This is a genomic window from Thiohalospira halophila DSM 15071, from assembly GCF_900112605.1.
GTDB lineage: Bacteria > Pseudomonadota > Gammaproteobacteria > Thiohalospirales > Thiohalospiraceae > Thiohalospira > Thiohalospira halophila.
This window is the reverse complement of record NZ_FOMJ01000004.1, coordinates 176998-202967: the sequence shown is the minus strand read 5'-3', so window position 1 is coordinate 202967 and position 25970 is coordinate 176998. Positions and strand designations below refer to the sequence as shown.

The following is a 25970-nucleotide window of genomic DNA, read 5'->3' as shown; positions in this document are numbered from 1 at the left end:
CGGTGACGAAAAGCCCCCGGCCCGGATCCGCACTACCGGCCTGTTCTCGAGGTTCACGGAGCCTCGGAATCCGGCCGGGTTCACGCTAGGCTTGGGCCATGCGCCTGTTCGCCCTGCTCCTCCTGTTCACCAGTACGGCCGCGACCGCGGACCCCGTCGACGTCCGGATCCCGGCGGGGGAACCGCCGGTCCTGGCGGTCACCGCCGAGGTGGCGGAGTCCCCGGCCGAGCGGCGGGAGGGGTTGATGCACCGGGAGAGCCTGGCGGCCGAAGCCGGGATGCTCTTCATCTACGAGCCGCCCCGGGCGGTCACCATGTGGATGGCGAACACCCTGATCCCGCTGGACATGGTCTTCATCGCCCCCGACTGCCGGGTGCTCCGCGTGGCCCGCGATACCGAGCCGGAGAGCCGGGAGCGGATCCCGGCCGGAGGCGAGACGCGGCTGGTTCTCGAGGTGAACGCCGGCGTAGCGGCGAACGTCGCGCCAGGGATGCGGGTGGTGGTCTCCCCATGGTGTCCGGGGCCCGGGTAGGCCCCACGGGCGACCCCGCGAATGGGCCCGTCAGGTATTGGCGTCGTGGATCAGGGTCTCCAGGTCCACGGTGTACTCGCCGCGACCGGACTGGACCAGGGTCCGCCCCTTGTGGCCGTAGACGCGGCCCACGTCCCGGGCGATCCGGAAGGCAGCGGATTCGTTGTCCGCCGTGGCCACGTGGCGGGCATAGCCCGAGGGGGCGTAGTAGACCACCTCCCAGCCAAAGGGGTACTGCTGGATCTGCAGCGGGAAGTCGGCGGCGTGCGCCTCGGTGATCGCGGGGGTGCTGGCCTGCTGCTCGTCGGACATCCTTCCTGACCTGGACGCTGGGACACCACTCTCAGTCTAGCAAAGGGAGCCGCCCTCATGTCCCGGCCGGGTGGCGGGACTCGAAACGCCGTCATTCCCGCGCAGGCGGGAATCTCGAGAACGCAGCCACCCGGGCCGGGACACCCCGCTCGGGCCTGATCTCGGGGTTCCGGACTGGCGCTGCGCGCCATCCGGAACGACAGGGGGCTAGACCAGGTAGCGGCCGCCGGCGCCGATGGCGATGACGAGGATGCCGAGCAGGGTGTTCCAGCCGACGATCATCCGGATCTGGGCGAGGTGGCGGCCGCCCTCCTGCCAGTCCTCGGCGGCCACGGCGCGGGCGAGCCGGCGATAGGGGGCGAAGAAGACGTGGAGGAAGAGGGCGATCATCACGAAGCCCAGGCCGTTCATGGCGTGGACGTAGAGCCCGGCGCTCCCCATTCCGCCGAAGATCAGGAAGATGTAGCCGTAGCCGCTCACCAGGATGGCGATGATGGTCGCCCAGACCCAGGGGAAGAAGCGGCGGAAGATCCCGTTCCAGAGCTTCAGCCGCTGGGGCGGCTCCAGCGCCTCCACGGCGGCGGGACGGGTGAACATCCAGGCGAAGAACATGCCGCCGACCCAGATGACGACGGAGAGGACGTGCAGGACGATGAGAAGCGACTGGAGCACGGTGGCACCTCCTTCAGGAAGGGATTGGATGGGGCGCGGAGTATGCCACAGGCGACCGGCTACTGGCCGCCCCCCTGGCCTTCGCCGCCATTGCTCCCGGGCGGTGTGAAGTAGCGCTCCAGGTCGTCGGGCCGCTGCTGCCCCTCGCCCTCCTCCTCCGGGGACTCTTCCACCGGCTCCTTGCCGGCGGCCTCGCGCTCGGCGCGGCGGCGCTCGGCGGCCCGCGCCCGGGCGGCCGCCTCCTCCCGGGCGGTACCCAGCCAGCCGGCCACGCGGGTATTTAGCGTGGCCGGGTCCCGGCGGAAGTCTACCAGGCCCTGGATCCGGTCCTGGCGGTAGGCGTCGTTGCCGCCGGCCCGCGCCCGGCGGCTCCGCTCGTCGGCGGTGGTCACCACCTCCCGGCGCCCGGCATCGCCGTAGATATCCAGGACCGGGACGTCGATGGCCTGAAAGGCGCGCAGGACCGCCTCCCCCTCATCTCCGGGCCGGACCAGGGTGTTCACCGCCACCAGGGCGCCCACCGCCGGCTCGCCATCCCGGTTGCCCGCCAGCCAGGTCGCCGTCGCGGCGGCCCCGTGCCCACTGCCGCCCAGGACCAGGAAGGGCTTGCCGCCATCCGGCTCCAGCCGCTGGGCGAGCCATTCCAGGCCGGCCTGGATCCGAGCGTCGTTGCCCCCCCGGTCGCCAGTGGAGGCCATGGACAGCGTCAGCCAGCCCGCGTCGGCCAGCCCGCGGCGCAGGGGGCCGACCGCGCCGGCGGCATTGGCATGCTCCCCGAGCCCGGCCAGCAGGAGGACCCCGCCCCGCGCCCGGGGACGGGCCGGGGCGCGGGCGATGGCGGCGAGGGTCTGGCCGTCGGCCTCCAGCTCCACCACCCGGCCGGCCTCCACCCGCCCGGCCTGGGGGTGGAAGTCGGCGGCCGGGGCCGGGAGGGCCAGCAGCAGCGGCAGGAGCAGAACGGGGAGTGCGGGCATGGCGCGGGCCGATTGGGGTTTGGTGGCCAGTATACGGCCGCCGGTGCGGGTGAAAAAACGCCCCTCTTCGGGTAGAGTACGCGACCATTCGAACCATCATCCGAGGTAGGCAGCCATGGCCCAGCAGGAACCGCTCATCGCCCCCTCCATCCTCTCGGCGGACTTCGCCCGCCTGGGTGAGGAGGTGGACAACGTCCTCAACTCGGGCGCCGACATCGTCCACTTCGATGTCATGGACAACCACTACGTGCCGAACCTGACCATCGGCCCGCCCATCTGCAAGGCGCTGCGGGATCACGGCGTCACCGCGCCCATCGATGTGCACCTGATGGTCAAGCCGGTGGACCGGATCATCCCCGACTTCGCCGAGGCCGGTGCGAGCTACATCACCTTCCACCCGGAGGCCAGCGAGCACGTCCACCGCAGCCTGCAGCTCATCCAGCACCACGGCTGCAAGTCCGGCCTGGTCTTCAATCCGGCCACGCCGCTGGACTACCTGCGCCACGTCATCGACGAGATCGACATGGTCCTCATCATGTCGGTGAACCCCGGCTTCGGCGGCCAGGCCTTCATCCCCGAGGCGCTGAACAAGCTCCGCGAGGCGCGCAAGATCATCGACGACTCCGGCCGCGACATCCGCCTGGAGGTGGACGGCGGCGTGAAGGCGGAGAACATCGGTGAGGTCGCCGCCGCCGGGGCCGATACCTTCGTCGCCGGCTCCGCCATCTTCGGCAAGGATGACTACGCCAAGGTCATCTCCGAGATGCGGTCCGAGATCGCCTCGGCGAAGTAGCCCTTGGCGACCCCGACGATGGATCCGCGACTGGTCATCTTCGACCTGGACGGGACGCTGGTGGACAGCGTCCCCGACCTGGCCCACTGCGTGGACGAGATGATGGCCACCCTGGGGCGCGAGCCCCGGGGCGAGGCCATGGTCAACGAGTGGGTGGGCAACGGCGTGGAGCGCCTGGTCCGCCGCGCGCTCATCGGCCAGCTGGAGGGCGAGCCCGACGAGGACGAGTTCCAGCGCGCCTACCCGCTCTTCCTGGAGTGCTACGCCGCCAACAGCAGCCGCCACAGCCGGGTCTACCCCGGGGTGATGGAGGGGCTGGCGGCCATCCGGGACCGCGGCCTGCCCATGGCCTGCATCACCAACAAGGCGGAGCGGTTCACCACGCCGCTGCTCACGGAACTGGGCCTGGCCCCCTTCTTTGGCCAGGTCCTGGCCGGGGACAGCCTGCCCCGGAGCAAGCCGGACCCGCTGCCGCTGACGCAGACCGCCGCCGATTTCGGCGTGGAGCCGGGACAGGCGCTGATGGTGGGCGACTCGGTCTCCGACGTGAAGGCGGCCCGGGCGGCCGGCACCCCCATCGTCTGCATGACCTACGGCTACAACCACGGCCGGGACATCCGGGAGATGGAGCCGGACGCGGTCATGGACCGGCTGGACGAATTGCCCGCGCTGCTGGATTCCGGCAGACTCCGGTTCTCATGAGGTACGCATTCGGGATCCAGCCCTTCGGGATCCACTCCTCCGGGGGGCAGACAGTACGGCGATGGCGGGGCCGGTAACGACCCCCGCTCGTTGTCGTGTCCGTCCATCGGAGATCCCGCATGAACCCGCAAGCGTTTGATCGTCTCGCCCGCGAGGGCTACAACCGGATCCCCCTCGTCCGCGAGGTCCTCGCCGACCTCGAGACCCCCGTCTCCACCTACCTGAAGCTGGCCGCCGGCCCGTGGACCTATCTCTTCGAGTCGGTCCAGGGGGGCGAGAAGTGGGGGCGCTACTCCATCATCGGCCTGCCGGCCCAGGCGGTGATCCGCGTTACCGGCCACACCGTGGAGGTGGAGGAGGCCGGCGCGGTCATCGAGCGCGCCGAGGTCGCCGACCCCCTGGCCTGGATCGAGGACTACCGCGGCCGCTACCGGGTGGCCGAGGCCGAGGGACTGCCGCGCTTCTTCGGCGGCCTGGTGGGCTGCTTCGGCTACGACACCGTGCGCTACGCCGAGCCGCGTTTGAGCGGGGTGGAGAAGGACGATCCCATCGGCAATCCCGATATCCTGCTCATGCGCTCCGAGGAGGTGGTGGTCTTCGACAACCTCCGGGGCAAGCTCTACCTGGTGGTCCACGTGGACCCGTCCCGGTCGGGGGCGCACGAGGCCGGCGAGGCGCGGCTGGATGAACTCGCCGAGCAGCTCACCCGGCCGCTGACCCCGCCGGAGGCGTCGCCGGGCCGCGCCCGGGTGGAGGAGACCGACTTCGTCTCCGGCTTCTCCCGGGAGGGCTTCGAGGCGGCCGTGGAGCGGGCCCGACAGTACATCGTCGACGGCGACATCATGCAGGTGGTCCTCTCCCAGCGGCTCTCCATCCCCTACGCCGCCGGGGCGCTGGACCTCTACCGCGCCCTGCGCACCCTCAATCCCTCCCCCTACATGTACCTGCTGGACCTGGGGGAGACGCAGGTGGTGGGCTCCTCGCCGGAGATCCTGGCGCGCCTGGAGGACGACACCGTCACCGTGCGCCCCATCGCCGGCACCCGCCACCGCGGCGCCGACGAGGCGGAGGACGCGGCCCTGGCCGACGAGCTGCTGGCCGACCCCAAGGAGCGCGCCGAACACATCATGCTCATGGACCTCGGCCGCAACGACGTGGGCCGGATCAGCGAGACCGGGTCGGTGCGGGTCACCGAGTCCATGGCCATCGAGCGCTACAGCCACGTCATGCACATCGTCTCCAACGTCACCGGCCGGCTGCGGTCGGGGCTGGGGCCCATGGACGTACTCAAGGCGACCTTCCCGGCGGGGACGGTGAGCGGGGCGCCCAAGATCCGGGCCATGGAGATCATCGACGAGCTGGAGCCGGTGAAGCGGGGCCTCTACGCCGGCGCGGTGGGCTACATCGGCTGGGCGGGGAACATGGATACCGCCATCGCCATCCGCACGGCGGTGATCCGCGACGGCCAGCTCCACGTCCAGGCCGGGGCCGGCATCGTCGCCGACTCCGTGCCCGAGCGGGAGTGGGAGGAGACCATGAACAAGGGGCGCGCCCTCTTCCGGGCAGTGGCCATGGCCGAGTCCGGCTTCACCGACCCGCGGCGGCGGGAGGAGTAGGCCATGCTGGCGATGATCGACAACTACGACTCCTTCACCTACAACCTCGTCCAGTATCTCGGCGAGCTCGGGGCGGAGGTGGAGGTCTTCCGCAACGACGCCATCACGGTGGACGAACTGGCCGCCCGGGCGCCGTCGCATATCCTGCTCTCCCCGGGCCCCTGCACGCCGGACGAGGCCGGGATCTCCCTGGAGGTGGTCCGCCGCTTCGCCGGCCATACCCCGATCCTCGGCGTCTGCCTGGGCCACCAGGCCATCGGCCAGGCCTTCGGCGGGCGGGTAGTCCACGCCCGGGAGGTGATGCACGGCAAGACCTCCCCCATCCACCACGACGAGCAAGGGGTCTTCGCCGGCCTGGAGAACCCCTTCGAGGCCACCCGCTACCACTCCCTCGTCGTCGCCCGGGAGGGGCTGCCCACCGAGGAGCTGGTGGAGACGGCGTGGACCAGCGAGGCCGACGGCGGCGAGATCATGGGGCTGCGCCACCGCCGCTATACCGTGGAGGGGGTCCAGTTCCACCCCGAGTCCATCCTGACCCGCCACGGCCACGACCTGCTGCAGAACTTCCTCGCCTTCCGCGGCGGGGAGTGGAATCGGTAACTCGCGCCCACGTTGACCCGAGCGCGGCCGGGCCGGAGAATCCAGCCGAGCCGCGCCGTAACGGGCCCGTCACGGAGAATCATCATGGATATCAAGGAGGCCATTCGCGCCGTCACCGAACACCGCGATCTGGACGTCGAGTCCATGACCGCGGTGATGCGACAGGTGATGACCGGGGAAGCGACGCCGGCGCAGATCGGCGCCTTCCTGGTGGGCCTGCGCATGAAGGGCGAGACGGTGGGCGAGATCGCCGCCGCCGCCGGGGTCATGCGGGAGCTGGCCACGCGGGTGGAGGTCGGCGACGTACCCCACCTGGTGGATACCTGCGGCACCGGCGGGGACGGCGCCAGCACCTTCAACATCTCCACCGCCGCGGCCTTCGTGGCCGCTGCCGCCGGGGCCCACGTGGCCAAGCACGGCAACCGCTCGGTCTCCAGCCGCACCGGTAGCGCCGATGTGCTGGAGGCCGCCGGCATCAACCTGGACATCGACGCCGCCAGCGTCGCCCGCTGTATCCGCGAGACCGGCGTCGGCTTCATGTTCGCCCCGGCCCACCACGGCGCCATGAAACACGCCGTGGGCCCGCGCCGGGAGATCGGCGCGCGGACCCTGTTCAACGTCCTGGGGCCGCTCACCAACCCGGCCAACGCCCCGTACCAGCTTCTGGGCGTCTACGACGAGTCCTGGCTGGAGCCCCTGGCCCAGGTCCTGGGCCGGCTGGGGAGCCGCCACGTCCTGGTAGTCCACGCCGAGGACGGCCTGGACGAGATCTCCATCTCTGCCCCCACCCAGGTGGCGGAGCTGCGCGGCGGGACCCTGGAGCGCTACGCCATCACCCCGGAGCAGTTCGGCCTGGAGCGCGGCGATCTGCAACGGCTGGTAGTGGACCGGCCGGAGCAGAGCCTGGCCATCACCCGGGAGGTCCTTAATGACCAGCCCGGCCCGGCGCGGGATATCGTCATCCTCAACGCCGGGGCGGCGCTGTACGCCGCCGACGTGGTGGAGACACTGGCCGAGGGGGTGGAGGCCGCCCGCGCGGCCATCAGCGACGGCCGGGCGCGGGAGCGGATGGAGGCCCTGACGCGGCTGTCCACGGAGATCGCGGCTGCATGAGCGACCAGACCCCGGACATCCTGCGCCGGATCGTGGCGCGCAAGGAGGAGGAGGTCGCCGCCGGCAGGGCGCAGCGGCCCCAGGCCGAACTCCAGGCGGCGGCCGCCGACGCCCCGGAGCCGCGCGGCTTCGAGACCGAGCTGGCCGAGGCGGAGGCCACCGACGGCCCCGGGATCATCGCCGAGATCAAGCGCGCCTCCCCCAGCCGTGGCGTGATCCGCGAAGATTTCGACCCGGCGGCCATCGCGGCCTCCTACGCCGCCGCCGGGGCCACCTGCCTCTCCGTCCTCACCGACCGCGACTTCTTCCAGGGGACGCCGGACTACCTCCAGCAGGCCCGGGAGGCCTGCGACCGGCCGGTGCTGCGCAAGGACTTCATCATCGACCCGTGGCAGGTGGTGGAGTCCCGCGCCATGGGGGCCGACTGCATCCTGCTCATCGCCGCCATCCTCAGCGACGCCCGGATGGACGAGCTGGCCGCGAAGGCGGAGGAGCTGGGGCTGGACGTGCTGGTGGAGGTCCACGACGAGGCGGAGCTGCGGCGGGTACTGGACCGGCCGCTGCCGCTGGTGGGGATCAACAACCGCGACCTGCGCACGTTCGAGACCCGGCTGGAGACCAGCCTGGAGCTGGCCCCGCTCATCCCCGGCGACCGGCTGGTGGTGAGCGAGTCGGCCATCCATGCGCCGGCGGATATCGAGCGGCTGCGCGCCGGGGGGATCGGCGCCTACCTGGTGGGCGAGGCCTTCATGCGCGCGCCGGACCCGGGGGAGGCGCTGCGGACGCTGTTCGCGGAGTGGTAGCGCGCGCCTAGCGCGTCCCGTGGACCACCATGGTCTTGCCGCGGGCGGTGATGAGCCCCTGCTCCTCCAGGTCCTTGAGGACGCGGCCGACCATCTCCCGGGAGCACCCGACAATGCGGCCGAGTTCCTGGCGGGTGATCCTGATCTGCATGCCGTCGGGGTGGGTCATGGCATCCGGCTCGTGGGCCAGATCCAGGAGGGCACGGGCGACGCGACCGGTTACGTCCAGGAAGGCGAGGTCGCCCACCTTGCGGCTGGTCTTGCGCAGGCGCAGGGCCATCTGGGAGGCGAGGGCGAAGAGGATCTCCGGCATCTCGGCAGCGAGCTGGCGGAAGCGGCTGTAGCCGATCTCGGCGAGCTCGCACTCGGTGCGAGTCCGGATCCAGGCGCTACGGCGACCATCGTCGTCGAACAGCCCCATCTCGCCGAAGAAGTCGCCTTCATTGAGATAGGCGAGGACGATCTCGCGGCCCTCGTCATCCTCCATGAGGACGCTCACCGAGCCGGAGACGATGTAGTAGAGCTGGTCCGAGAGCTCACCGGCGCAGACCACCGAGGCCTTCGCCGGATAGCGCCGCCGGTGGCAGTGCTCCAGGAAGCGCTGTATGGAGGAGTCGTCGGGCTCCAGGGTGGCCATGTTCGGTCTTCCTTGTCGTTCAGGCGGCGCGAGAGTTGCCACAGGTTTTCATCATAAGCCATTGCGGGGAGGCGCGAGAATGCACGCACGGATCAAATGGGCGGAAAAGGCACGCTTTATCGGCGAATCGGGCAGTGGTCACGCAGTGGTCATGGATGGCCCGGCCGAGTCCGGCGGCGAGAACCTCGGTCCCCGCCCCATGGAGATGATGCTGCTCGGTATGGGGGGATGTACGGCCTATGACGTCGTCCACATCCTCAAGAAGGCGCGGCAGCCGGTGGTGGACTGCGTGGCCGAGATCGAGGCCGAGCGGGCGGAGGAGGAGCCCAAGGTCTTCACCCGGATCCATGTGCGCTTCACCGTGGTCGGGCGCGGCCTGGCCGAGAAACACGTGGCGCGCGCGGTGGAGCTCTCCGCGGAGAAGTACTGCTCCGCCTCCATCATGCTCGGCAGGACGGCGGAGATCACCCACGAATTCCGGATCCGCGAGGCGGATGAGGATTGACACCAGCGGCGGTATTCGGTAAGAAACGCCGCCCCTTTTCAGTAACCAACCCCGATACGGTGGAGGATGCCCGATTGGCGGAGCAGGGCAAGAATCGGCTGCGGCTGCACGGCTTCAACAACCTGACGAAGACGCTGAGCTTCAACATCTACGACATCTGCTACGCCAAGACGGCGGAGCAGCGCGAGGCCTATATCGAGTACATCGATGAGGCCTACAACGCCGAGCGGCTGACGCACATCCTCACCGAGGTCACCAAGATCATCGGTGCCAACATCCTCAATGTCGCCTACCAGGACTACGATCCCGAGGGGGCGAGCGTGACCATCATGGTCTCCGAGGAGCCGGTAGTCTCCGAGGGGCTGTCCAACTCGGAGTCGCCCGGGCCGCTACCGGAATCGGTGGTGGGCCATCTGGACAAGTCCCACATCACGGTACACACCTATCCGGAGAGCCACCCGGTGAACGGGATCTCCACCTTCCGGGCGGATATCGACGTCTCCACCTGTGGGCGGATCTCGCCGCTGAAGGCGCTGAACTACCTCATCCACTCCTTCGAGTCGGACATCGTCACCATGGACTACCGGGTGCGCGGCTTCACCCGGGACGTGAAGGGCAAGAAGCACTTCATCGACCACGAGATCAATTCCATCCAGAACTACGTGGCGCCCGACACCAAGGACCTGTACCAGATGATGGACGTCAACGTGCCGCAGGAGAACATCTTCCACACGAAGGCGATCCTCAACGACTTCGAGCTGGACAATTACCTCTTCGGGATCAGCGAGGAGGATCTCACCCGGGAGGAGTCGGACGAGATCCGCTCCTACCTCAAGCGGGAGATGATGGAGATCTTCTACGGCCGGAACATCTCCAAGAAGGTGCCGCTCTACTAGAACGGCGCCTCAGAAGCGGTAGGCCAGCCCCGTCATCACCTTCGAGACCGGCCCCATGATCCGGCGCACGGGCCGGGGCAGGCGTTCACCACCGGCGGACAGGGCCACCGTGGCGTGGTGGCCCTCGTCCTCCTTCATCTGCTCGAGGATGGCGCGGCTGCGCTGATCCTGCTCCGGCAGCTGGGCGAGATGGCCCTCCAGGTGGCGGATGACCTGGTGCTCGGTCTCGGCCACGAAGCCGAGGCTCCAGCGGTCGCCCGCCGCCCCGGCCAGCGCCCCGATGGTCAGCGACCCGAAGTACCAGAGCGGATTCAGGTAGCTGACGTGGGTGCCCAGCTCCTTCACCCGCCCCTCGCACCAGGCCAGGTGGTCATTCTCCTCCTGCGCCGCGCGCTCCATGCGTTCACGGACCTCCGGGAGTCGGGCCGTGAGCGCCTGGCCCTCATAGAGCCCCTGCGCCGAGACCTCGCCGGCGTGGTTGATGCGCATGAGGCCGCCGACGTGGGCGCGCTCGGCATCGGAGAGTTCCGCGTCGGCCACCCCTTCGGCCGGATCGGCCCGCTCGGTGACCTGGGGCCGACCGAAGAGGGTGCGCAGACCGACATCCACGTGGCGGAGGAAGTGGTCGGCGGGGGTGTAGTGGCGCGCGGTCATGGCAGCCCTCCCGTGGGCGTGGTTCGGCTCGGGCTACTTTGATACCAGCCGCACTACTGCGCGACAAGTTTTAGTCCGCTCTTCAGATCCCCCAGCGCCGGTGCCGGGCGGCATTGGCGACCCGCCCGGGCCAGGCGATGGCATTGATGATCCCCTGCATATAACCGGGCAGCGCCTCCTGCCAGGCGTCATCCGGGCGGATGGTGCTGCCCTCGGTCTTGTTGAGGACATCGGCGGCCCCGATATTGTGGTGCACCTGCTCTGCCCAGGCGAGCTGCTCCGGCTCGGCCTCGAGCCCCAGGCGGGCCATGAGGCGCTCCAGCTGACCCTGCGGATCGGCGGCCAGTGCCTCGTACTCCACCGCGATATGGGGGTAGTTACCCAGAAGCCGCCAGGCCCGCAGGGAACGCCAGGTATACGCGAAGGTGGGTACGTACCGCTGGCCCTTGCGCTTGCGGATGGACTGGGCCCGCCCTCGCGGATCCCGATGGACGAACACCGGGATCACGTCGAGGTCCGGGACCGCCAGCAGCCGTGCCAGCCGACCGGCGGACTTGGAGTTGTCCGTGACGAACGGCGTACCGCCGGCCGCAGCGGCGGCTCGGAAGAGCGCCGTATTCTCCTCGGCGAAGCGGTCGGGATCCCGCGCATGAACATCCACCGTCTCCAGCGTCCGGCCCCCGTCGGCCCGGAGATTCGCCTCGACCCGGGACCAGAATGCACACTCGCGGAAGGAGGGCGCCCCGCAGGGGCAGGGTTGCTTACGCGCATAGTGGGCGAGCCGGCGCACACCGCCCAGCCCCTGGATACCGCTGTGGGCATCCAGCAGGATATCGGTCAACGTCGAGCCACTGCGGCCCATGCCGACAAGGTAGATGACAGTGGGATTCAAGTCGGATCTCCTTCGTGGGGCTTATCCGGTGCGTCCGCTGCCGGCTCCCGCAGCCCCATGGTCTCCAGGTATTGCCGTGCCACCGGACCGCTACGGAAACGCTCGAGACTGCGTTCACGCTCGTCCGCCGGCGGCGGGCGGTTGAGGGTCCGCTCCATCGCCTCCGCCAGCGCATCGACATCATCCACCGGCACCAGCGGACCGAGTTTCCCGTCCTCCAGAATCTCCCGCGGGCCAGAGGGACAGTCGGTCGACACGACGGGGGCGCCAGCAGCCAGGGCCTCAACTAACACGTTGCCTAGACCCTCATAACGTGAAGAGAGAACAAAAAGTGATGCATGAGCCATCCACGGAGCTGGATCGGACACGAACCCAACTAGTTCTACTAGAGGAGCGATTCCAATGAGCTCCGCCTTCTTTTTCAAAGACTCTCTTTCGGGCCCATCTCCAAGAATAATCAGTCTGACCCTCCTTTTCTGACTCACCTTTTCAAATGACTCCAAGAGGACATCAAACCCTTTCTGCTCCGTCAGCCGGCCCGCCGCAACCACGACATCACATGTTTGATCGCCGAACCATTCGTGTCCGGGATGCGATAACGACCGCTCATGAAAGTCACTCGGGAGGGAGGGATTATAAATCGTACAAACCTTCTCTGGGGAGACATGGAAGTGCTTCGTATAATCCGCGGCCACGCCGCGCGAGATCGCAATGGCCAGGTCCGCCTTTGGATAGATCAATTTCGCGAATTTTCTTTTAACGAACCGGCGCAAGACCGCACTTTGATGGTTCGTTAACTTAATGTAAACGGGAATTCTCTTGCCGGATAGGTAACGAGCTACGATACTTGCTTTAATCGCATGATCCTTTGCCGCTAACACCGCATCTGGTTGCTCCCTTTTCAGAATTTTCGCAACTTCAATAGCTGTATTTACCTTCCGGTTACCCTTCAGACGCTTAATCGCAACATCCTGAGGCAACCGGTCAGGATAAGGCGTCTCGCTCCCCCTTGGCAAATACAAGCTCACCGAAACACCTAAGGTAGAAAACTCTCTACATAGAGTAACTATTTTACCTTCTATCCCACCCCAAGATTTCATAGGCGCAATTATGGCAAGGACAGGCTTATACATGACGATAACCGCTAAGCTCACTTCGGGTCGCCATGGTCTGTTTCCAAGCGACAATTCGCCTTATATGCCTAGCTCGCATACCCTTACCTGCAGTTAATTGCACCTTTGACATGGGAGAACTTCCCGCGCGACGATGAAAGCAAGAGGAACCCAAAACTCCAACCACACGAGATCAGGGTTATCATAGATCCACCTACTAATCGAAAAACCATTTACTGCAAAAAACAAGATAACTCCAAACCCAGCAGCAATAGCAACACTATTCTTAACCGCTCCAAGACCCACGTAGAGCGCCCGTAATAACAATGCAACAAAAAGGAGAAACCCTAGTAGCCCCCCTTGCAAAAGCACTGCAAGATAGACGTTGTGGGGTTGATGGTACCGCCCCCGAACAAGCTCAGAAACGCTTTGTGGGCCGACCCAACCCGTTCCAAATATGGGGTTTTTCCACCAGTCCCCTAATGCTGCCTCCCAGATCGCAATCCGCACCCAGACAGTGTCCGCATATAGTGGGTCTCGGTACTCAATTAATGAGTTAACTATGGACAAAAAACCGACCCCTACTAACACTATCAAACCGCTTGCCAGGCGCCACCTTTTAAACGCCACCAACAGCACAATTGTCGTAACAAAAAGGGCTAAGATTGGCCCGCGACTTTGAGAAAGAAAAATCGGAATAGCACAGAGAGAATAAACTGCCGACCAGAAGATTTCCCTCCTTCGAGAATATGCGCTATGCAAACTTAAAGCCAGTGCGCTTATGGCCGCCACAGCATATAACTCAGCCATTTTAATCGGATGGCCGGCATAGGCAAGAACTCCATCCATACGCCCGCCAACCGTGAGTGCACCTTCTTCGTTAAAATAGTTAGTTACAGCTATGAGCGCAGATATTGCAGCACCTAAAGCGAAGGCCCGGCAGAGATAATCAAGGTATTGATTTCCCCGAGACGCAACAAACACGGTGATGCTAATTGTTCCCAAGAGCAAGACGCCATACCGGATGCTATCGAACAGATTCGTGATATCCCCGGTCGACAACAGCCGCACGAAAGACGACGCTATCGCAAATAGAGACAGGATAACCACCAAAGAGAATAGTCGGGAAGACAGCATTAAGCGTACGTTTTGCCATCTCAACCCATACACGATCAAAAACGGAGCAAAAACCAATATATAGTATAAACTCCGGTGGATCCGAATATCACCGGAATAGAAAAAAACGCTAACCACGAAAACAGAAAAGGACGCCCAAAGATAGCGTGAGAACCATTCTTCAAATATGCCACCCGCTTTCAACGGCAGGAAGCACGCCCTTTTCCCAGACTGTATCAACGAACTCATCTCACCCCCTTTATCAGTAATAGCCGAGGCCTTTTAGGTCCCGATTTATCAAAGCGGCAAGTTTCTGATTGCTTTCATAATAGGCTTCTCGAATCTGGTTGCTCAATGTTTCGGATAGCACGATCTGGTTTGCTTCACTCGGTCTCGACAAGTCGAGCCTACGCTTCCCACCAAAAATTGGACGGATCAATTTTGGCACCCTAACCTTTCTCGATCGCTTACGTAATTGCCATGAGGTGTTGGACTTGCTCCTAACATTAGAATGGTGCATGGTGTCCTCATCGATTGGTAACGACGTTAGCCGTCCTCCAACTCCGGAAGATAAACTTTCAAGGAAACGTTCTCTGTCATAGCGCACCTCCTCATAAGGAAGAAACGTGACCCCGCCTGCGCCAACAACCTCCGACAGAATTCGATACAACCGATCGTATTGGAGTCGGAAGCCGTGTAAATCGAAACCTTTGCCAATCAGATATTTTACGGCACTTTCAAAGTCGTTTTGCGATCCGTCTGCCCGAAACGCACTGGATTGCGCATAGCGCGACGCGAGCCAATGATCTTGCCTTCGCACCAGAACCAAAAGACGCAAATAATCAAAGCCGGCCTTCTGTGCATGAATCCGGAGCCGCTCTAGATGTTCAGCGAGCAGAAAATCAAGACCATCTTCTGCGGTGGCGGATTCGGCAAAAAACCGTGGAAGAATAATCTTTTCCTCTGATATCAGAACGCTCCCTCTTTCGAACGAGCTACGGCCATCGATCAACTCACGGAAGATAAAATCACCAAACTTATCCCAAACGCGAGGGTGCATCCGAAAAATCTTGTCTAAACGCGTCTTTCTGTTACGAGGCGGAATACGAATAGATTTCCAACTCATATGCCCCAAATAATCTATACCCCCCATCGCCGGGAACACCGATTTTTGTAACCAAGTGCTCGCTGTCTTTGGCAGCCCCAAATGGAGGGTCAGAACCCCGTCGCTGGGATTATTCATACTCTTAATGCCTCGTCACAGAATTACGTCTTTTATCAAGCTTCTTTCTAAACTTAAGGACTTTTTTGGTAAAAGGAACAAACTTCGCAGCATCTGAAAAATTCCACACAGACCGCCCCTCTAATCCTTGAGGGCTTAACCAGTCCTCTGCGTAAGGGAACTCCTCAGGGCCTCGCGACAAGAGGTTTTCCACTTCCGCGGAAGTCATTGGACGGTATGGATAAAAACCCGCTGCCGTCTTCCATTCGGCATACCTCTGCAAAATCCCCTTCCTCTTGAACTTCGACGTCTCAGAAAAGGGCAGCCACATCATCCAAGGGTATGGCGTGATACCCATTCTGGTATACTGCTGGCCAATGATTTCGTCATTTTGCGCCTCAAAGGGACGAAATTCAAACGAATCTCGTTTTAATCGACCCACGTTTATCACACCAACGGCGGAAAAATTAACAGAGCCTTTACCGCCAGGCGCGCGAAAATAAAATGGCCCATTTTCGTCAATCTCAAGGACTTCGCCGTCCTTCGCCCTTTGGCGACCTTTTAGAAAGGCATTATGTAGCTCGATAGAATCCGGATACTTATCAAAAAACCTCTTCACGTGTTCGATATCTTGCTCGTTAACATCTCTGACGAGCTGCATGTCTTCTTGAATGAATAACGCGAACTCTTCTTGCGCACTAGCTAATGCCTTATTCATGTTATCATAAAGCCCACCAACGTAGTGGCCATTATTCACTTTGTCTGTAACAACCACTTGGTACGCTTCACTATACTCCGCGAGCGCGTCCTGTGTTTCCGGATCGCTACTGCCGTCATCGAAGATTGTTACCTTCAGGTTAGGGGCATGCTTCTTTATTGAATCTAGGCAGTTTTTCAGGTACTTGCCGCGATTGTACGAGAACAAAAATATTTCTAACATCTCAATTAACCTCCAATAATTTCGTTAGCATTACATTCTAAAAAGCTTGCCTCAAGTGCGACATTGCTTCGCCTACCGCTCAAAATGTTGCGATGTAATTGTCAGGTCCCCGATGATTGCATTGACCCGCCGACGCCAGGCACTGTTCACCAGTCGCGCCGTGATGCGAGACATCGTTGCCAGCGACGGAGACGGGCCTGATGGACATTCGCTTGCAAAGAACACGGCCACCACGCCGGGCCGACGAGCGGCCATAGAGGCTTCGGACAAACCGATCCGGGAGCTGCCCCGGAAGTTCGGCGTCTCCGAGGACACCATCCGCCGCTGGCGTAAGTGAGAGACCACCGAAGACGGCTCGCATACCGCCCACCGACTGCGCACAGCCCTGACGCCGGAGCAGGAGGCGGTGGTGGTGGGCCTGCGCCGGACCCTGTGGCTCGCCCTGGAGGACATGCTCGCCGTCACCCGGGAGTTCCTCAACGAGAACGCCTCCCGCTCGGCAGTCCATCGGCTGCTCAAGCGCCACGGGATTTCGATCATGCCCACCGAAACCAAGCGCCAGCGGCCGTGGAGGCACTTCCAAGCGATGGACAGCTCGTATGCCGAGCGGCCTGATCTTCTTTATCAAAAACCACGGAATCACTCCGGACCCGCCAATTACCTACTCCGCGTAACCGGGTCCCTCAATGCCGTTGACCAACACCAGACTATCTGCTGCGAACGCAGGAGCATCTCGAACAAAACCCAGGATCGCCTACTCTCTATTCAGGGCTTGATTTCGCGCCATTTTCTTCTTTCTTTTTTTCAATCGCCTATGGATCCAACGGATCGATTTAGTTGCGTCTTCAAAAAGCCAGTCCTGATTTGGTTTTAGACCTAAAGGATGCAATATATCTTGCGCATAGGGCAATTTTTCTATAGATCTATATTTTAACCAATTGACCTCGTCAGACGTCATGTCTCGGTACGGATAAAAGCCAGAGCAGCGATACCACTCTGCGAGAGCATGAAGATGCCCTTTTCGCTGAAACTTAGAACTCTTCGCGTTCGGCAACCACATCATAAAAGGATATGCTGAAAAACCCAACGAGAACTTTTCGTCGTGTGCTTTAAGATTGTTCTCACCTTCGGTAGCCCCAAATCGCCAGCTGACTTTTCGCATGCGGGCCACATTAAAAATCCCCGTAGCCGTGAAATAGGCTCGTTTGCTCACGCGTGGATCTCGAAAGTAAACTCCCGTTGCACAGTCAATAGTTATCCCATCGGAATCAGCCTTCGACCCTCGTTTTAGGAAGGTTGTACCTAGCTCATGAGCAGTCGGATTACGCGAAAAGTAATCGTCCCAATGTTTTTCGTCAAAACGCTCAATGGGCCGCACAATTTGTTGGTCGTCTTGAATAAAAAGGGCGAGGTCGCAATTTACGGATGAATCTAGGGCGAACTGCATATTATTGTATAGGCCACCTAGATAAGACTTCTCCTCTCTATCGTTTACGATCACGTCTGCGTACCCGCGGACACAGTCAAGCGTTTCTATCACTTCAGGATCTGTACTTCCATCATCAACGATTGTTATCGGGTAGTTAGGCATATGCCGCCAAAGAGATTGGATGCAGTTTTTGAGGTATTGCCCTCTATTGTAAGAAAAAACAAACACTCGCATAATAACTCCTGACCAAATGAGGTCTTACCTTTAAAACGTCGAGTCCTGAGAGAGCAGTCCCCAGTTTAACAACCTCGCCTAAATATATTAGAAAGTATAGCCAAACGCCTCTATCTCATTCCTACAGACACGCGCGATGATCTCTCTGTCAATTTCGGAAAGCACCTCCTGGTACGGCCGCTTATCTTCTCTGAAGCCACTTTTAGCGTGCACGCTCGGGAGACTCAACAAGCCTTCCGAAAGACCAAGGCAACGTTCAAGATCCGAAAGCCCCTCGTTAAGGCTTTCGTAAAAAATTACTTTATCCGCAATAACTGTATCTTTTATTGTATACAAACCCCAATTCGACAAAAGGGCAGGCTTTTCTTTCTCGAGTTTCAGCAGGAAATTCGTGATTGAAGGGAACTCTTTTTCTCCGGCTTCGAGTGCCCTTGCTTTCATCCAGTAATATCTAGATATAGCCCTATCCCAAGGATTTCGCTCTATGGTGACCTTCAAATACTGATCCCACTTTTTCTTGCCTATCCCTCTACGGATGTGGTGGGGGCGACTATGAGTTTTCCAAGGGGCTCGTTGCGCCTTAAGGAGAAGACGTTGCCACTCTTTGCGCCCATAATGCTGGAGAGGTTTTTTTAAAGCGTTGACTGGCCCATACCCGCCCTCTGCCTTCCTTAACTCTTCTTCTCCCCGCTTTTCTATCAAGGGGGTTACAATGTCGTTGGTGTCGCAGAGACGGGAAAGAGCGATCTCGGTGCTACTACCCGCAGTCTTTCTCGTTTTCAGGAAGATGAATCTGTTCCGATGCGATACAATCATGGCGCCCTTTTTGTGTAATGTTACCGGAAGCATCAAGCGTGTGCTCACGGATTGACACTAAATCGTTCTGAGCTAATCAGAAAGCTCTCGCATAGCTCGTTATCATATGATTCAATACCCATTGGTAATTGCAACTGGATTCTCCTTTGTGACTGCGATTGTTCGCCGCCGCGGTCCCGTCCGCCGCGCCGTCCAGCTTGCTCGCCGCCGCTGGCGCAAGTGGCGGGCCGGGGCACACCTGATCTCGTACCCGAAGTGCGGTCGGACCTGGCTGGTCATGCTCATCGGCAAGGCGCTGGAGGGGCACCTGGGCAAGCGTGTACGGAATCCCATGAAGCTCCGGCAATTCGTCCGTCCCTGGCGAGATGTGCCCTTTATTCTACAGCATCACGACGGCGGACCGGAGTTCTGCGAGCCGGAGGAGCTGCCCCGGGACAAGTCGGAGTACGCCGGTCGCAAGGTCCTGTTCATGGTCCGCGACCCGCGTGACGTGCTGGTCTCTTCCTACTTCCAGAACACCCGGCGCAACGCGAACTTCTCCGGCTCCATGGACGAGTTCGTCCATCAGCGCCGGGGCGGCATCGAGACCATCGTGACCTTCTACAACATCTGGGCCGCGAATCGGGAGGTCCCCTCCGGGTTCCACCTGGTCGCCTATGAGGATCTCAAGGCCGACACCGCCGGCGGGCTGCGGGCGGCCCTGGAGTTCCTCGGCATCCACGGCGTCTCCGATTCCGTCATTCAGGAGGCCGTGGAGTTCTGCGACTTCAACAACATGCGCAAGCTCGAGGCCAGCAACGCCCTGGGCACCAGCCGCCTGGCCGCACGGGACACCAGTGACCCGGAGAGCTTCAAGACGCGCAAGGGCGAGGTCGGCGGCTATCGAGACTACCTCCAGGGCGAGAACCTCGCCCACGTCGAGCGGGTCATCAACGAACGGCTCGACCCCTTCTATCAGCGCTACCTCGGCTACACCGACGAATCGGCATCGTGAGCCGCAACCGCCTGGCCCTCCTCTTCGCCACCTCCGGCCACAGCGGCGTGGATCGGATCGTGGCGAATCTGCTCCCGGAATTCGGCCGAACGGCTCACGAATTCGATCTCCTCCGGATCAAGGGGCACGGGCCGTACCTGGAGAAGCTACCGTCCAATGCCCGGGACATTCGCCTCCCGGCGGCCCATCGCAACACGGTCCTCCCCGGCCTGGTCGGCTACCTCCGGCGGGAACAGCCGGCAGCCCTGCTCACCGCCAGCCATCGGCTCAACCGCGCCGCTCTCCAGGCGCGCTGGCTGGCGCGCGTGCCGACGCGGGTCGCCATCCGCATGGGCATGACCCTCACCGGACAGCAGGAGATCCTGGGACCGCGCAAGGGGCGGCGACTCATCCGGTCCATGCGGTTCTGGTATCCCCGGGCCGACGCCGTGATCTGCCCCTCGGAGGGGCTTGGCCGGGAGCTCCACGAGCTGGCCGGCGTCCCGCGAGAGCGGCTGCACGTCATCCCCAACCCCATCGTCACCGACTCCTTCCTGGAGCAGGCCAGAGAGCCCCTGGACGACCCCTGGTTCACCGACGAGGGTCCGCCGGTCATCCTGGGCGCCGGCTCCCTGGAGCCGCGCAAGGACTTCGCGACGCTGATCCGCGCCTTCGCCCGCCTCCGCCAGCAGCGCCCGGCCCGGCTCGTGATCCTGGGCGAGGGCCGGGAGCGCGGTCGGCTGGAGGCACTGGCAGCCGAGCTCGGGATCAGTGACGACGTCCGGCTCCCGGGCTTCGAGGCCAACCCCTACCGCTGGATGAGTCGCGCCGATGCCTTCGCCCTGACCTCGCTCCGGGAAGGCTCCGGGGCCGTGCTCGTCGAGGCCCTGGCGTGCGGCACCCCGGTGGTAGCCACCGACTGCCCGGTAGGGCCGGGCGAAATCCTTCAGGGCGGTGCTATCGGCCCCCTGATCGCGATGGGCGATGAGGCGGGCATTGCAGCGGGACTGGAGCAGGCTCTGAGCCAGCCTCCAACGGCGGGAGCCCTGCGTGCCGCGGCGGAACCATTCCGCGCAGGCCATTCGGCAACGGCCTATCTCGCCGCACTGGGCTAGACGCCCGGAGGGAACTGCTCAGGCTTTTTCCGTTGGCTCACAGGAGGGGTAATACATCGGGATCTGTTCCCGGGTGCAGGTGCGCAGGCTCTCGAGATCGGCGCCCTTGCAGGCACGCTGCCAGGCTCGATGGATGTAGCGGACCTCGGCCGTCACGCAGTCCAACCCGAGCATCCGGGCGACGGCAAACCGGTGCTGGCCCCCGGGAGCCTTGAGGAGCGTCCCGTCGCGAGCAATGGCCACGCCGATCTCGTCCCGGGCCAGCCCGGGCTGGTAACCGGTGTCGGCCATGCCTCTCGCCAGCTCGGCGTAGCGCCAGAGGATTTCCGCACCCTTGCGCTCGGCCTTGTCCCGAGCCTTCAGCGGTGAAAGGCCACGTTCCCCGAAGTACTGCTCCAGTGCCACCATCCCCGTCGGCAGGTCGTAATCACTCTCGTAGAGCCGGCGGATGAGGCGGAAGGTGGGGTGGTCCTCCATGGGGTAGGTTTGCCGATCCCAGCTCCCCCGCCGAACCGGCTGGGGCAGGAAGAGGCCGCTCAGGTTGAAACGGGCCTTCTCCACCGGCGTCCGGATGGAGATGTATTCAGTGATGGACGCGGGGTCGAGGTTCAACAGGAGGCGTTCCATGCGGCCGATCCCCATATACTGACTGAGCGGTAAGTATGACAAACGCGTTACATCCGCGCCACCCCGCGGCCGTGCTACCCTCCTGCTGCCGACACCATACCCAGGTACCCATGACCCCACGCCCCCCCATCCTCCTCATCGGTATGCACCGCTCCGGCACCAGCATGCTCACCCGCACCCTGCAGGGCTTCGGTCTCTGGATGGGGCGGGGGACGACGCGCAACGAGGAGTGCCGCTTCACCAATCGGCTCAACTACTGGGTCTTCGGCCAGGCCAGCGCCACCTGGGAGCGGCCGGAGGGGATCGACGCCCTGCTGGCGGATGACGAGGTCCGCCCCTGGGTCGTCGACTACCTGGCCGGCGTTACCGACGGTCCGGCCGCGGCCCGCTATCTGGGCCTCCAACGCTTCCTGCGCTATCGCTCCATGCACCGCATCGCCGAGCCCTGGGGCTTCAAGGACCCGCGCACCACCTACACGCTGCCGCTGTGGCGCGCGGTCTTCCCGGATCTGCGGGTGTTACATATTACCCGCCACGGCGTGGATGTCGCCGAGAGCCTGCGGGTGCGGCGGGAGCGGGCGGTGGCCGCCTCCATCCACCGCTACCGCCGTCGGCGCCGGAGCTACGTGAACAATCCGCTGGCACCCAAGCGCGGCGGCTTCGGCCACTCCCCGTCGGTAGGGACGCTGGAGGGGGGACTGGACCTCTGGGCGGCCTATACCGCTCGGGCGCGGGCCCATGTGGCCGAGATGGGCGAGCAGGCCCTGGAGCTGCGCTACGAGGACCTGCTGGCCGACCCGGAACCGGGTCTACGGCGGATCGTCGACTTCTGTGGCCTGGAGGTGGGGGATGCCGCCCTGCGGGAGCAGGCGGCGCGCTTCGATCCCTCCCGCGCCTTCGCCCATCGCGGCGACCCGGCGCTGGCCAGCTTCGCCGACGGCCACGCCGCGGCCCTGGCAGAGCAGGGATACTGAGCCGGCGGTTATCCGCCCGGCGACGCCTTACCGACCACCGCCGCCAGCTGCTGATGCGCGATCCGCTCCAGCTCGGCATTCTCCTCGGCGTAGTGGTCCTCGATCCTCGCGCGCATGCCGTGGCGGGCGAGGAGATCCCAGTCCTTGTAGACCACCTTGTCGAAGGCGTGCTGGATGAGACTCCGGCGGATGCGGCGGAAGGGGCCCAGCAGGTCGTTGAGCCACTGGGGGATCCGCCGGCCGTGGACGTCCTCGGGCCCCGGCGCCGGGTAGTGGCGCAGCACGGTGGGGTGGAAGAGGTGGATGGCCAGGGCGGAGTAGCTGCGGTTGTGGCCGCGCTCCTTCGGCGGCTCCGGTAGCGCCTCCAGCCCCAGGGCGCGGGCGATGAGCGCCTTCACCGCCGCCGGGCGCCGGCGCAGGTCCTCCTGGCGCAGCAGGTAGACGCTCTCCTCGCCGTAGGCCTCCGCCCAGGCGCGATAGATCGCCAGAAAGCGCAGGGTCAGCGCCTCCACGTTGCGGGCCCCATAGACCTCCCGCCCCAGCCGGGAACGGAATTCGCCGTCGTAGAAGTTCAGGAAGACCTCAATGGGCACCGGCCTGCCCTTGGCCAGGTGCTGGCGGTAGGCCGACTGCAGCCAGTCCGACTGCTTGCGGACGAAGAACATCGCCCGCGCCTCGGGGAAGAACTCCCGCATCAGCGCCAGGTTGTCGGCGTAGTCGTGGTGGCTGCCGTACATGTCCCCGGAGATGTGGGGCTCGGAGATCACCAGGGTCCGGTCGTCGCCGGAGGCCCGCCACTCGGCCACCGCCTGCCGGGCGGCCTCCACCCGCTCCGGGTCGTCGGGATGGCGGACCGCCTGGCGCACCGCCGGCCAGAGCGGCTCGGGGTTTACGTTGAACTCGGCCGGGTCGAGCTGGCCGAAGACCTCCCGCTGCAGGAAGCGCGTCCCGGTCTTGTGCAGACCGATGTGCAGCAGGACCTTGGGTCGCCCGGTATTCATGCCGCTCCCCCGTCAAAGGTGTAGCCCAGGATCTCGATATCCCGCCGGTAGTGCTCCGCCACCCGCTCCGCCAGTTCGTCGGTGTAGTAGGCGCGGTAGTCCTCGCGCTCGGTGGCGCGGCGCAGGTGGGGCAGCTCTGGCTGCCGGATCCCGATCCGCTGGCAGATCTCGGCGAAGTCGTCGCCCAGGCGCTCGTAGCGGCCGATGTAGTCGACGATGACCTCCCCGTTCAGGTCCACCAGGTATTCGTGCTGCCGCTCGGCAGAGATATCGAGCATGTAGTCGTAGTCGCGCTCGGGGTCGAACTTGTAGCGCAGGAAGTCGGCGAAGGTGTCGATGCCCGCCAGCACGTGGGGCTTCTCCCGGCGGATGTGGTGCCAGGAGCTCACCTGCAGGTCCCAGGGATTGCGCACGATGGTGAACTTGAAAAAGCCCTGGTAGACCGGCTCCGGCAGCATCTCCTTCGCCGCGATGGCCTTGCCGTGGCGGGGGAACTTCAGCCCCAGCTTGTGCCTCGGCCGGGTGATCTGGTCCACCTGGGCGGCCAGCCATAGCGGGAGGGAGTACCAGCCGCCCCAGCGATAGCGGCGCAGGGCCGCGCGCACGCTGGTCCCGCCGGTCTTGGCGATGTGAACGAAGAGGAAGTTGTGCGAATAGGAGATGAGCATGCGGACGGACCCTGTCAGCGAGGCGCCATTCTAGCAGCCGCCAGCCGGCGGGGCATCGCGGCCCAGCAGGGTGTCCAGGTAGCGCCGGCTGCTCTCGGCCACGGTGTGGTCGGCCACCGCCGCCTTGAGCGCCTCGCCGTCCGGCGGCGCCGCCAGGACCCGATCCATGGCCGCCGCCAGCGCATCGCTGTCGCCCACCGGCACCAGCGGCCCCAGCTCACCACCGCGCAGCAGAACCCGCGGCCCGCTGGGGCAGTCGGTGGCCACCACCGGCGTGCCCACCGCCATGGCCTCCACCAGCACGTTGGGGGAGCCCTCGTAGCGGGAGGAGAGGACGAACAGGTCCGCCGCCCGCATCCAGGCGTAGGGATTGTCGGTGAAGCCGGGCAGGTCCACGGAGTCGGTGAGCCCCAGCTCACCGCGCAGCCGCTCCAGCGCCTCGCGATCCGGCCCCTCGCCCAGGATGATGAGCCGCGCCGGCCGCTTGAGCGCGGCGAAGGCGCGCAGCAGGGTGGGGAAGTCCTTCTGCCCCTTGAGGCGGCCCACGGCGACGATCACCGGCCGGTCCCGCTCCGTTCCGAGGCCAGACCCCATCCAGGGATGGTCCACCGGCTCCCGGCTCCGGGCCGCCAGCTCCGGGGTCACCGTGGGGTTGGCGATGACGGCGAAGCGCTCCCGCGGGATCCCGCCGATGGCGGCCAGGTCGTCGACCACCGGCCCGGCCACGGCGACGATGGCGTCGGCCTCGGGATAGAGCCGGCGCACCGGCCGAAAGCGCGACCAGCGCCGCAGGGCCGACTTGTCCGCCAGGGAGCCGGAGAGGTGCATGCCCATGCGCGGGACCACGCGGGTCGCCACCCCCGCCCAGCGCCGGGCGCGCAGCGCCACCCGGGCGGCGCGGTCCTTGGCCGCCAGCAGGGCATCCGGCCGCACCCGGCGCAGGTAGCGGACCACCGCCGGCAGGGCGAGCAGGGAGGTGCGGGCGTTGAGATAGTGGGTATTCACCTCCGGCGGGATCCCCGCCACATGACCTCCACGCGCCTTGAGGAGGAGCAGGTCCACGGTCACCCCGGCATCCACGAAGCCGCGCAGGAGGTTGTTGACCATCTTCTCCACGCCGCCATCGCCGGTGTAGGCGATGAGCACCGCGACCCGGGGGCGCGCCGTCGATGGCTCACCCATTGCCGGCCCCTCGATAGTATCCGCGCTCCAGCGCCGGCCACCCCTCGTGGATGGAGCGCTCCAGCAGGGCGGTATTGCTGCCCGCCGGATGGCTCTTCACCTCCTTGTCCAGGGAGCGGCGCAGCCGGCGGAGATTCGCCCGCAGGGGACCGGCCCGGCGCACGCCCAGCCGCCCCCGGTCCCAGTCGATGAGCCAGATCCCGGAGGCGTCATCCACCAGGATGTTGCGGACGTTGAGATCGGCGTGCCAGGCGCCGGCGGCGTGGAAGCGGGCGATGGTCGCCCCCACCCACTCCCACAGCGTCAGGGAGGCGTTACCGGCCTCCAGCAGATCGGCCAGCGGCACGGCCCCCTCCAGGCGCTCGGTGATGAGGTCCCCGCGGTAGATGAGCCCCCGCGGGGCCACCCGCACCGCCACCGGCGCCGGCACCGGCAGCCCCTGCCGACGCAGCTCCCGCATGAGCCGCCACTCCCGCACCGGGCGGCTACGCGCCAACCCGTTGCGGATATAACGATCCCCGAGCATCCGGCCCAGCAGGCCGCCCCGGCGGAAATGGCGCAGGACCAGCGCCACCTCCTCCTCGCCGGCCTCCGTCTTCCGGGTGGCCGAGAGGAAGACCGCCTCGCCCCGCCCCGTACCGCCGCCCTGGATGGCCGCGGCCTCCGGGCGGAAGAGTTCGGCGGGAAAGACCGCACCCAGCCGGCCATCGTGGAGGATGACCCCGTCGCCCTCCCCCTCCCGATCCCGAACCGGGTCGCGCTGGTAGATCTCGTCGTCGCTTGCCTGGATCTGCATGGTCCCAGTCTACCGGTCCCGCCTCCGCGGCGGCAGTGGCATCATGGCCATTCCCCCTAGTAG

General features: G+C 64.4%; 29 protein-coding genes. 12 read left to right on the top strand and 17 right to left on the bottom strand.

The genetic code is table 11. From position 1 onward, the window contains the following. The first annotated feature begins 98 nt into the window (after positions 1-98). Positions 99-533, top strand: a complete 435-nt coding sequence (locus BM272_RS07755) for a DUF192 domain-containing protein (RefSeq protein ID WP_093428200.1) — start codon at positions 99-101, stop codon at positions 531-533. A 30-nt stretch (positions 534-563) separates the two neighbouring features. On the opposite strand, the gene BM272_RS07750 is transcribed toward BM272_RS07755, so the two are convergent. The 3 genes from BM272_RS07750 to BM272_RS07740 all read right to left on the bottom strand — a co-directional run bounded on the left by BM272_RS07750 (position 564) and on the right by BM272_RS07740 (position 2491). Continuing rightward, positions 564-845 carry a hypothetical protein gene (locus BM272_RS07750; RefSeq protein ID WP_093428199.1) on the bottom strand — a complete coding sequence of 94 codons (282 nt, stop codon included), beginning with the start codon at positions 843-845 and terminating at the stop codon, positions 564-566. 207 nt (positions 846-1052) lie between these two features. Next, positions 1053-1457 (bottom strand): CopD family protein, encoded by a 405-nt coding sequence (locus BM272_RS07745; protein ID WP_093428219.1) that lies wholly within the window; start codon positions 1455-1457, stop codon positions 1053-1055. Positions 1458-1576: 119 nt separating this feature from the next. Beyond that, complete coding sequence (locus BM272_RS07740; protein WP_093428198.1) at positions 1577-2491, bottom strand: DUF3530 family protein; 915 nt, start codon at positions 2489-2491, stop codon at positions 1577-1579. Between the two features lie 115 nt (positions 2492-2606). Between BM272_RS07740 and rpe the strand changes: the two genes are divergently transcribed. The 6 genes from rpe to trpC all read left to right on the top strand — a co-directional run bounded on the left by rpe (position 2607) and on the right by trpC (position 8118). Further along, the gene (rpe, locus tag BM272_RS07735; protein ID WP_093428197.1) at positions 2607-3284 is read left to right on the top strand and encodes a ribulose-phosphate 3-epimerase; all 678 of its coding nucleotides are present in this window, start codon (positions 2607-2609) and stop codon (positions 3282-3284) included. Between the two features lie 18 nt (positions 3285-3302). Beyond that, a complete protein-coding gene (locus BM272_RS07730) occupies positions 3303-3986 on the top strand; it encodes a phosphoglycolate phosphatase (protein WP_093428196.1) in 684 nt (227 codons plus the stop codon). 119 nt (positions 3987-4105) lie between these two features. Next, positions 4106-5602 (top strand): anthranilate synthase component I, encoded by a 1497-nt coding sequence (trpE, locus tag BM272_RS07725; protein ID WP_093428195.1) that lies wholly within the window; start codon positions 4106-4108, stop codon positions 5600-5602. 3 nt (positions 5603-5605) lie between these two features. Continuing rightward, positions 5606-6202, top strand: coding sequence for an anthranilate synthase component II (locus BM272_RS07720; protein ID WP_093428194.1), 597 nt, complete (start codon positions 5606-5608; stop codon positions 6200-6202). 84 nt (positions 6203-6286) lie between these two features. After that, positions 6287-7315 carry an anthranilate phosphoribosyltransferase gene (gene trpD, locus BM272_RS07715; protein WP_093428193.1) on the top strand — a complete coding sequence of 343 codons (1029 nt, stop codon included), beginning with the start codon at positions 6287-6289 and terminating at the stop codon, positions 7313-7315. After that, on the top strand, positions 7312-8118 hold the full coding sequence (gene trpC, locus BM272_RS07710; RefSeq protein ID WP_093428192.1) for an indole-3-glycerol phosphate synthase TrpC: 807 nt from the start codon (positions 7312-7314) through the stop codon (positions 8116-8118). Before trpD ends, trpC begins: the two co-directional genes overlap by 4 nt. A 7-nt stretch (positions 8119-8125) precedes the next feature. Here the strand turns inward: trpC and crp are convergent, their stop codons facing one another. Continuing rightward, complete coding sequence (crp, locus tag BM272_RS07705; protein ID WP_093428191.1) at positions 8126-8755, bottom strand: cAMP-activated global transcriptional regulator CRP; 630 nt, start codon at positions 8753-8755, stop codon at positions 8126-8128. Between the two features lie 79 nt (positions 8756-8834). Here crp and BM272_RS07700 point away from each other — a divergent pair, with 79 nt between their 5' ends. After that, positions 8835-9260, top strand: coding sequence for an OsmC family protein (locus tag BM272_RS07700; protein ID WP_093428190.1), 426 nt, complete (start codon positions 8835-8837; stop codon positions 9258-9260). A gap of 74 nt (positions 9261-9334) precedes the next feature. Then, a complete protein-coding gene (gene speD, locus BM272_RS07695) occupies positions 9335-10156 on the top strand; it encodes an adenosylmethionine decarboxylase (protein ID WP_093428189.1) in 822 nt (273 codons plus the stop codon). Positions 10157-10165: 9 nt separating this feature from the next. On the opposite strand, the gene coq7 is transcribed toward speD, so the two are convergent. The 8 genes from coq7 to BM272_RS07660 form a co-directional block, all read right to left on the bottom strand. After that, a complete protein-coding gene (gene coq7, locus BM272_RS07690) occupies positions 10166-10810 on the bottom strand; it encodes a 2-polyprenyl-3-methyl-6-methoxy-1,4-benzoquinone monooxygenase (RefSeq protein ID WP_093428188.1) in 645 nt (214 codons plus the stop codon). A gap of 82 nt (positions 10811-10892) precedes the next feature. Next, on the bottom strand, positions 10893-11702 hold the full coding sequence (locus BM272_RS07685; protein ID WP_240308059.1) for a sulfotransferase family protein: 810 nt from the start codon (positions 11700-11702) through the stop codon (positions 10893-10895). After that, on the bottom strand, positions 11699-12835 hold the full coding sequence (locus tag BM272_RS07680; RefSeq protein WP_093428217.1) for a glycosyltransferase: 1137 nt from the start codon (positions 12833-12835) through the stop codon (positions 11699-11701). Before BM272_RS07680 ends, BM272_RS07685 begins: the two co-directional genes overlap by 4 nt. Before the next feature lie 93 nt (positions 12836-12928). Continuing rightward, entirely contained in the window at positions 12929-14179 is a 1251-nt protein-coding gene (locus BM272_RS07675) for an O-antigen ligase family protein (protein ID WP_093428187.1), read from the bottom strand. A gap of 13 nt (positions 14180-14192) precedes the next feature. Beyond that, on the bottom strand, positions 14193-15173 hold the full coding sequence (locus BM272_RS13565; protein WP_143613207.1) for a hypothetical protein: 981 nt from the start codon (positions 15171-15173) through the stop codon (positions 14193-14195). A gap of 4 nt (positions 15174-15177) precedes the next feature. After that, positions 15178-16092, bottom strand: a complete 915-nt coding sequence (locus BM272_RS07670; RefSeq protein WP_093428186.1) for a glycosyltransferase family A protein — start codon at positions 16090-16092, stop codon at positions 15178-15180. Positions 16093-16846: 754 nt separating this feature from the next. Then, positions 16847-17755 (bottom strand): glycosyltransferase family A protein, encoded by a 909-nt coding sequence (locus tag BM272_RS07665; RefSeq protein WP_093428185.1) that lies wholly within the window; start codon positions 17753-17755, stop codon positions 16847-16849. 87 nt (positions 17756-17842) lie between these two features. Beyond that, on the bottom strand, positions 17843-18571 hold the full coding sequence (locus BM272_RS07660) for a sulfotransferase family 2 domain-containing protein (RefSeq protein WP_093428184.1): 729 nt from the start codon (positions 18569-18571) through the stop codon (positions 17843-17845). Between the two features lie 148 nt (positions 18572-18719). On the opposite strand from BM272_RS07660, the gene BM272_RS07655 reads away from it, so the two are divergent. Both BM272_RS07655 and BM272_RS07650 read left to right on the top strand, forming a co-directional pair. Then, positions 18720-19565 carry a sulfotransferase domain-containing protein gene (locus tag BM272_RS07655; protein WP_093428183.1) on the top strand — a complete coding sequence of 282 codons (846 nt, stop codon included), beginning with the start codon at positions 18720-18722 and terminating at the stop codon, positions 19563-19565. Then, complete coding sequence (locus BM272_RS07650) at positions 19562-20659, top strand: glycosyltransferase (protein WP_240308058.1); 1098 nt, start codon at positions 19562-19564, stop codon at positions 20657-20659. The genes BM272_RS07655 and BM272_RS07650 overlap by 4 nt, the downstream gene beginning before the upstream one ends. 18 nt (positions 20660-20677) lie before the next feature. Here BM272_RS07650 and BM272_RS07645 read toward each other — a convergent pair whose 3' ends face one another. Beyond that, a complete protein-coding gene (locus BM272_RS07645; protein ID WP_143613206.1) occupies positions 20678-21286 on the bottom strand; it encodes a hypothetical protein in 609 nt (202 codons plus the stop codon). 110 nt (positions 21287-21396) lie between these two features. On the opposite strand from BM272_RS07645, the gene BM272_RS07640 reads away from it, so the two are divergent. Beyond that, a complete protein-coding gene (locus BM272_RS07640) occupies positions 21397-22260 on the top strand; it encodes a sulfotransferase family protein (RefSeq protein WP_093428181.1) in 864 nt (287 codons plus the stop codon). A gap of 8 nt (positions 22261-22268) precedes the next feature. On the opposite strand, the gene BM272_RS07635 is transcribed toward BM272_RS07640, so the two are convergent. From BM272_RS07635 to BM272_RS07620, 4 genes are read right to left on the bottom strand one after another with little or no spacing between them, the layout of a single operon-like run. Then, positions 22269-23261 (bottom strand): hypothetical protein, encoded by a 993-nt coding sequence (locus tag BM272_RS07635; RefSeq protein WP_093428180.1) that lies wholly within the window; start codon positions 23259-23261, stop codon positions 22269-22271. Further along, complete coding sequence (locus BM272_RS07630; protein ID WP_093428179.1) at positions 23258-23929, bottom strand: sulfotransferase family 2 domain-containing protein; 672 nt, start codon at positions 23927-23929, stop codon at positions 23258-23260. The genes BM272_RS07635 and BM272_RS07630 overlap by 4 nt, the downstream gene beginning before the upstream one ends. A 30-nt stretch (positions 23930-23959) precedes the next feature. Continuing rightward, a complete protein-coding gene (locus BM272_RS07625; protein WP_093428178.1) occupies positions 23960-25111 on the bottom strand; it encodes a glycosyltransferase in 1152 nt (383 codons plus the stop codon). Beyond that, positions 25104-25907, bottom strand: a complete 804-nt coding sequence (locus BM272_RS07620) for a 3-deoxy-D-manno-octulosonic acid kinase (RefSeq protein WP_093428177.1) — start codon at positions 25905-25907, stop codon at positions 25104-25106. The genes BM272_RS07625 and BM272_RS07620 overlap by 8 nt, the downstream gene beginning before the upstream one ends. Between the last annotated feature and the right edge of the window lie 63 nt (positions 25908-25970).

What these genes read in the sequence shown, in the direction of transcription:
- BM272_RS07755 (WP_093428200.1), top strand. Translation starts at nt 99, where the DNA reads ATGCGCCTGTTCGCCCTGCTCCTCCTGTTCACCAGTACGGCCGCGACC.
- BM272_RS07750 (WP_093428199.1), bottom strand. Translation starts at nt 845, where the DNA reads ATGTCCGACGAGCAGCAGGCCAGCACCCCCGCGATCACCGAGGCGCAC.
- BM272_RS07745 (WP_093428219.1), bottom strand. Translation starts at nt 1,457, where the DNA reads ATGTTCTTCGCCTGGATGTTCACCCGTCCCGCCGCCGTGGAGGCGCTG.
- BM272_RS07740 (WP_093428198.1), bottom strand. Translation starts at nt 2,491, where the DNA reads ATGCCCGCACTCCCCGTTCTGCTCCTGCCGCTGCTGCTGGCCCTCCCG.
- rpe (WP_093428197.1), top strand. Translation starts at nt 2,607, where the DNA reads ATGGCCCAGCAGGAACCGCTCATCGCCCCCTCCATCCTCTCGGCGGAC.
- BM272_RS07730 (WP_093428196.1), top strand. Translation starts at nt 3,303, where the DNA reads ATGGATCCGCGACTGGTCATCTTCGACCTGGACGGGACGCTGGTGGAC.
- trpE (WP_093428195.1), top strand. Translation starts at nt 4,106, where the DNA reads ATGAACCCGCAAGCGTTTGATCGTCTCGCCCGCGAGGGCTACAACCGG.
- BM272_RS07720 (WP_093428194.1), top strand. Translation starts at nt 5,606, where the DNA reads ATGCTGGCGATGATCGACAACTACGACTCCTTCACCTACAACCTCGTC.
- trpD (WP_093428193.1), top strand. Translation starts at nt 6,287, where the DNA reads ATGGATATCAAGGAGGCCATTCGCGCCGTCACCGAACACCGCGATCTG.
- trpC (WP_093428192.1), top strand. Translation starts at nt 7,312, where the DNA reads ATGAGCGACCAGACCCCGGACATCCTGCGCCGGATCGTGGCGCGCAAG.
- crp (WP_093428191.1), bottom strand. Translation starts at nt 8,755, where the DNA reads ATGGCCACCCTGGAGCCCGACGACTCCTCCATACAGCGCTTCCTGGAG.
- BM272_RS07700 (WP_093428190.1), top strand. Translation starts at nt 8,835, where the DNA reads ATGCACGCACGGATCAAATGGGCGGAAAAGGCACGCTTTATCGGCGAA.
- coq7 (WP_093428188.1), bottom strand. Translation starts at nt 10,810, where the DNA reads ATGACCGCGCGCCACTACACCCCCGCCGACCACTTCCTCCGCCACGTG.
- BM272_RS07680 (WP_093428217.1), bottom strand. Translation starts at nt 12,835, where the DNA reads ATGTATAAGCCTGTCCTTGCCATAATTGCGCCTATGAAATCTTGGGGT.
- BM272_RS07675 (WP_093428187.1), bottom strand. Translation starts at nt 14,179, where the DNA reads ATGAGTTCGTTGATACAGTCTGGGAAAAGGGCGTGCTTCCTGCCGTTG.
- BM272_RS13565 (WP_143613207.1), bottom strand. Translation starts at nt 15,173, where the DNA reads ATGAATAATCCCAGCGACGGGGTTCTGACCCTCCATTTGGGGCTGCCA.
- BM272_RS07670 (WP_093428186.1), bottom strand. Translation starts at nt 16,092, where the DNA reads ATGTTAGAAATATTTTTGTTCTCGTACAATCGCGGCAAGTACCTGAAA.
- BM272_RS07665 (WP_093428185.1), bottom strand. Translation starts at nt 17,755, where the DNA reads ATGCGAGTGTTTGTTTTTTCTTACAATAGAGGGCAATACCTCAAAAAC.
- BM272_RS07660 (WP_093428184.1), bottom strand. Translation starts at nt 18,571, where the DNA reads ATGATTGTATCGCATCGGAACAGATTCATCTTCCTGAAAACGAGAAAG.
- BM272_RS07645 (WP_143613206.1), bottom strand. Translation starts at nt 21,286, where the DNA reads ATGGAACGCCTCCTGTTGAACCTCGACCCCGCGTCCATCACTGAATAC.
- BM272_RS07640 (WP_093428181.1), top strand. Translation starts at nt 21,397, where the DNA reads ATGACCCCACGCCCCCCCATCCTCCTCATCGGTATGCACCGCTCCGGC.
- BM272_RS07635 (WP_093428180.1), bottom strand. Translation starts at nt 23,261, where the DNA reads ATGAATACCGGGCGACCCAAGGTCCTGCTGCACATCGGTCTGCACAAG.
- BM272_RS07630 (WP_093428179.1), bottom strand. Translation starts at nt 23,929, where the DNA reads ATGCTCATCTCCTATTCGCACAACTTCCTCTTCGTTCACATCGCCAAG.
- BM272_RS07625 (WP_093428178.1), bottom strand. Translation starts at nt 25,111, where the DNA reads ATGGGTGAGCCATCGACGGCGCGCCCCCGGGTCGCGGTGCTCATCGCC.
- BM272_RS07620 (WP_093428177.1), bottom strand. Translation starts at nt 25,907, where the DNA reads ATGCAGATCCAGGCAAGCGACGACGAGATCTACCAGCGCGACCCGGTT.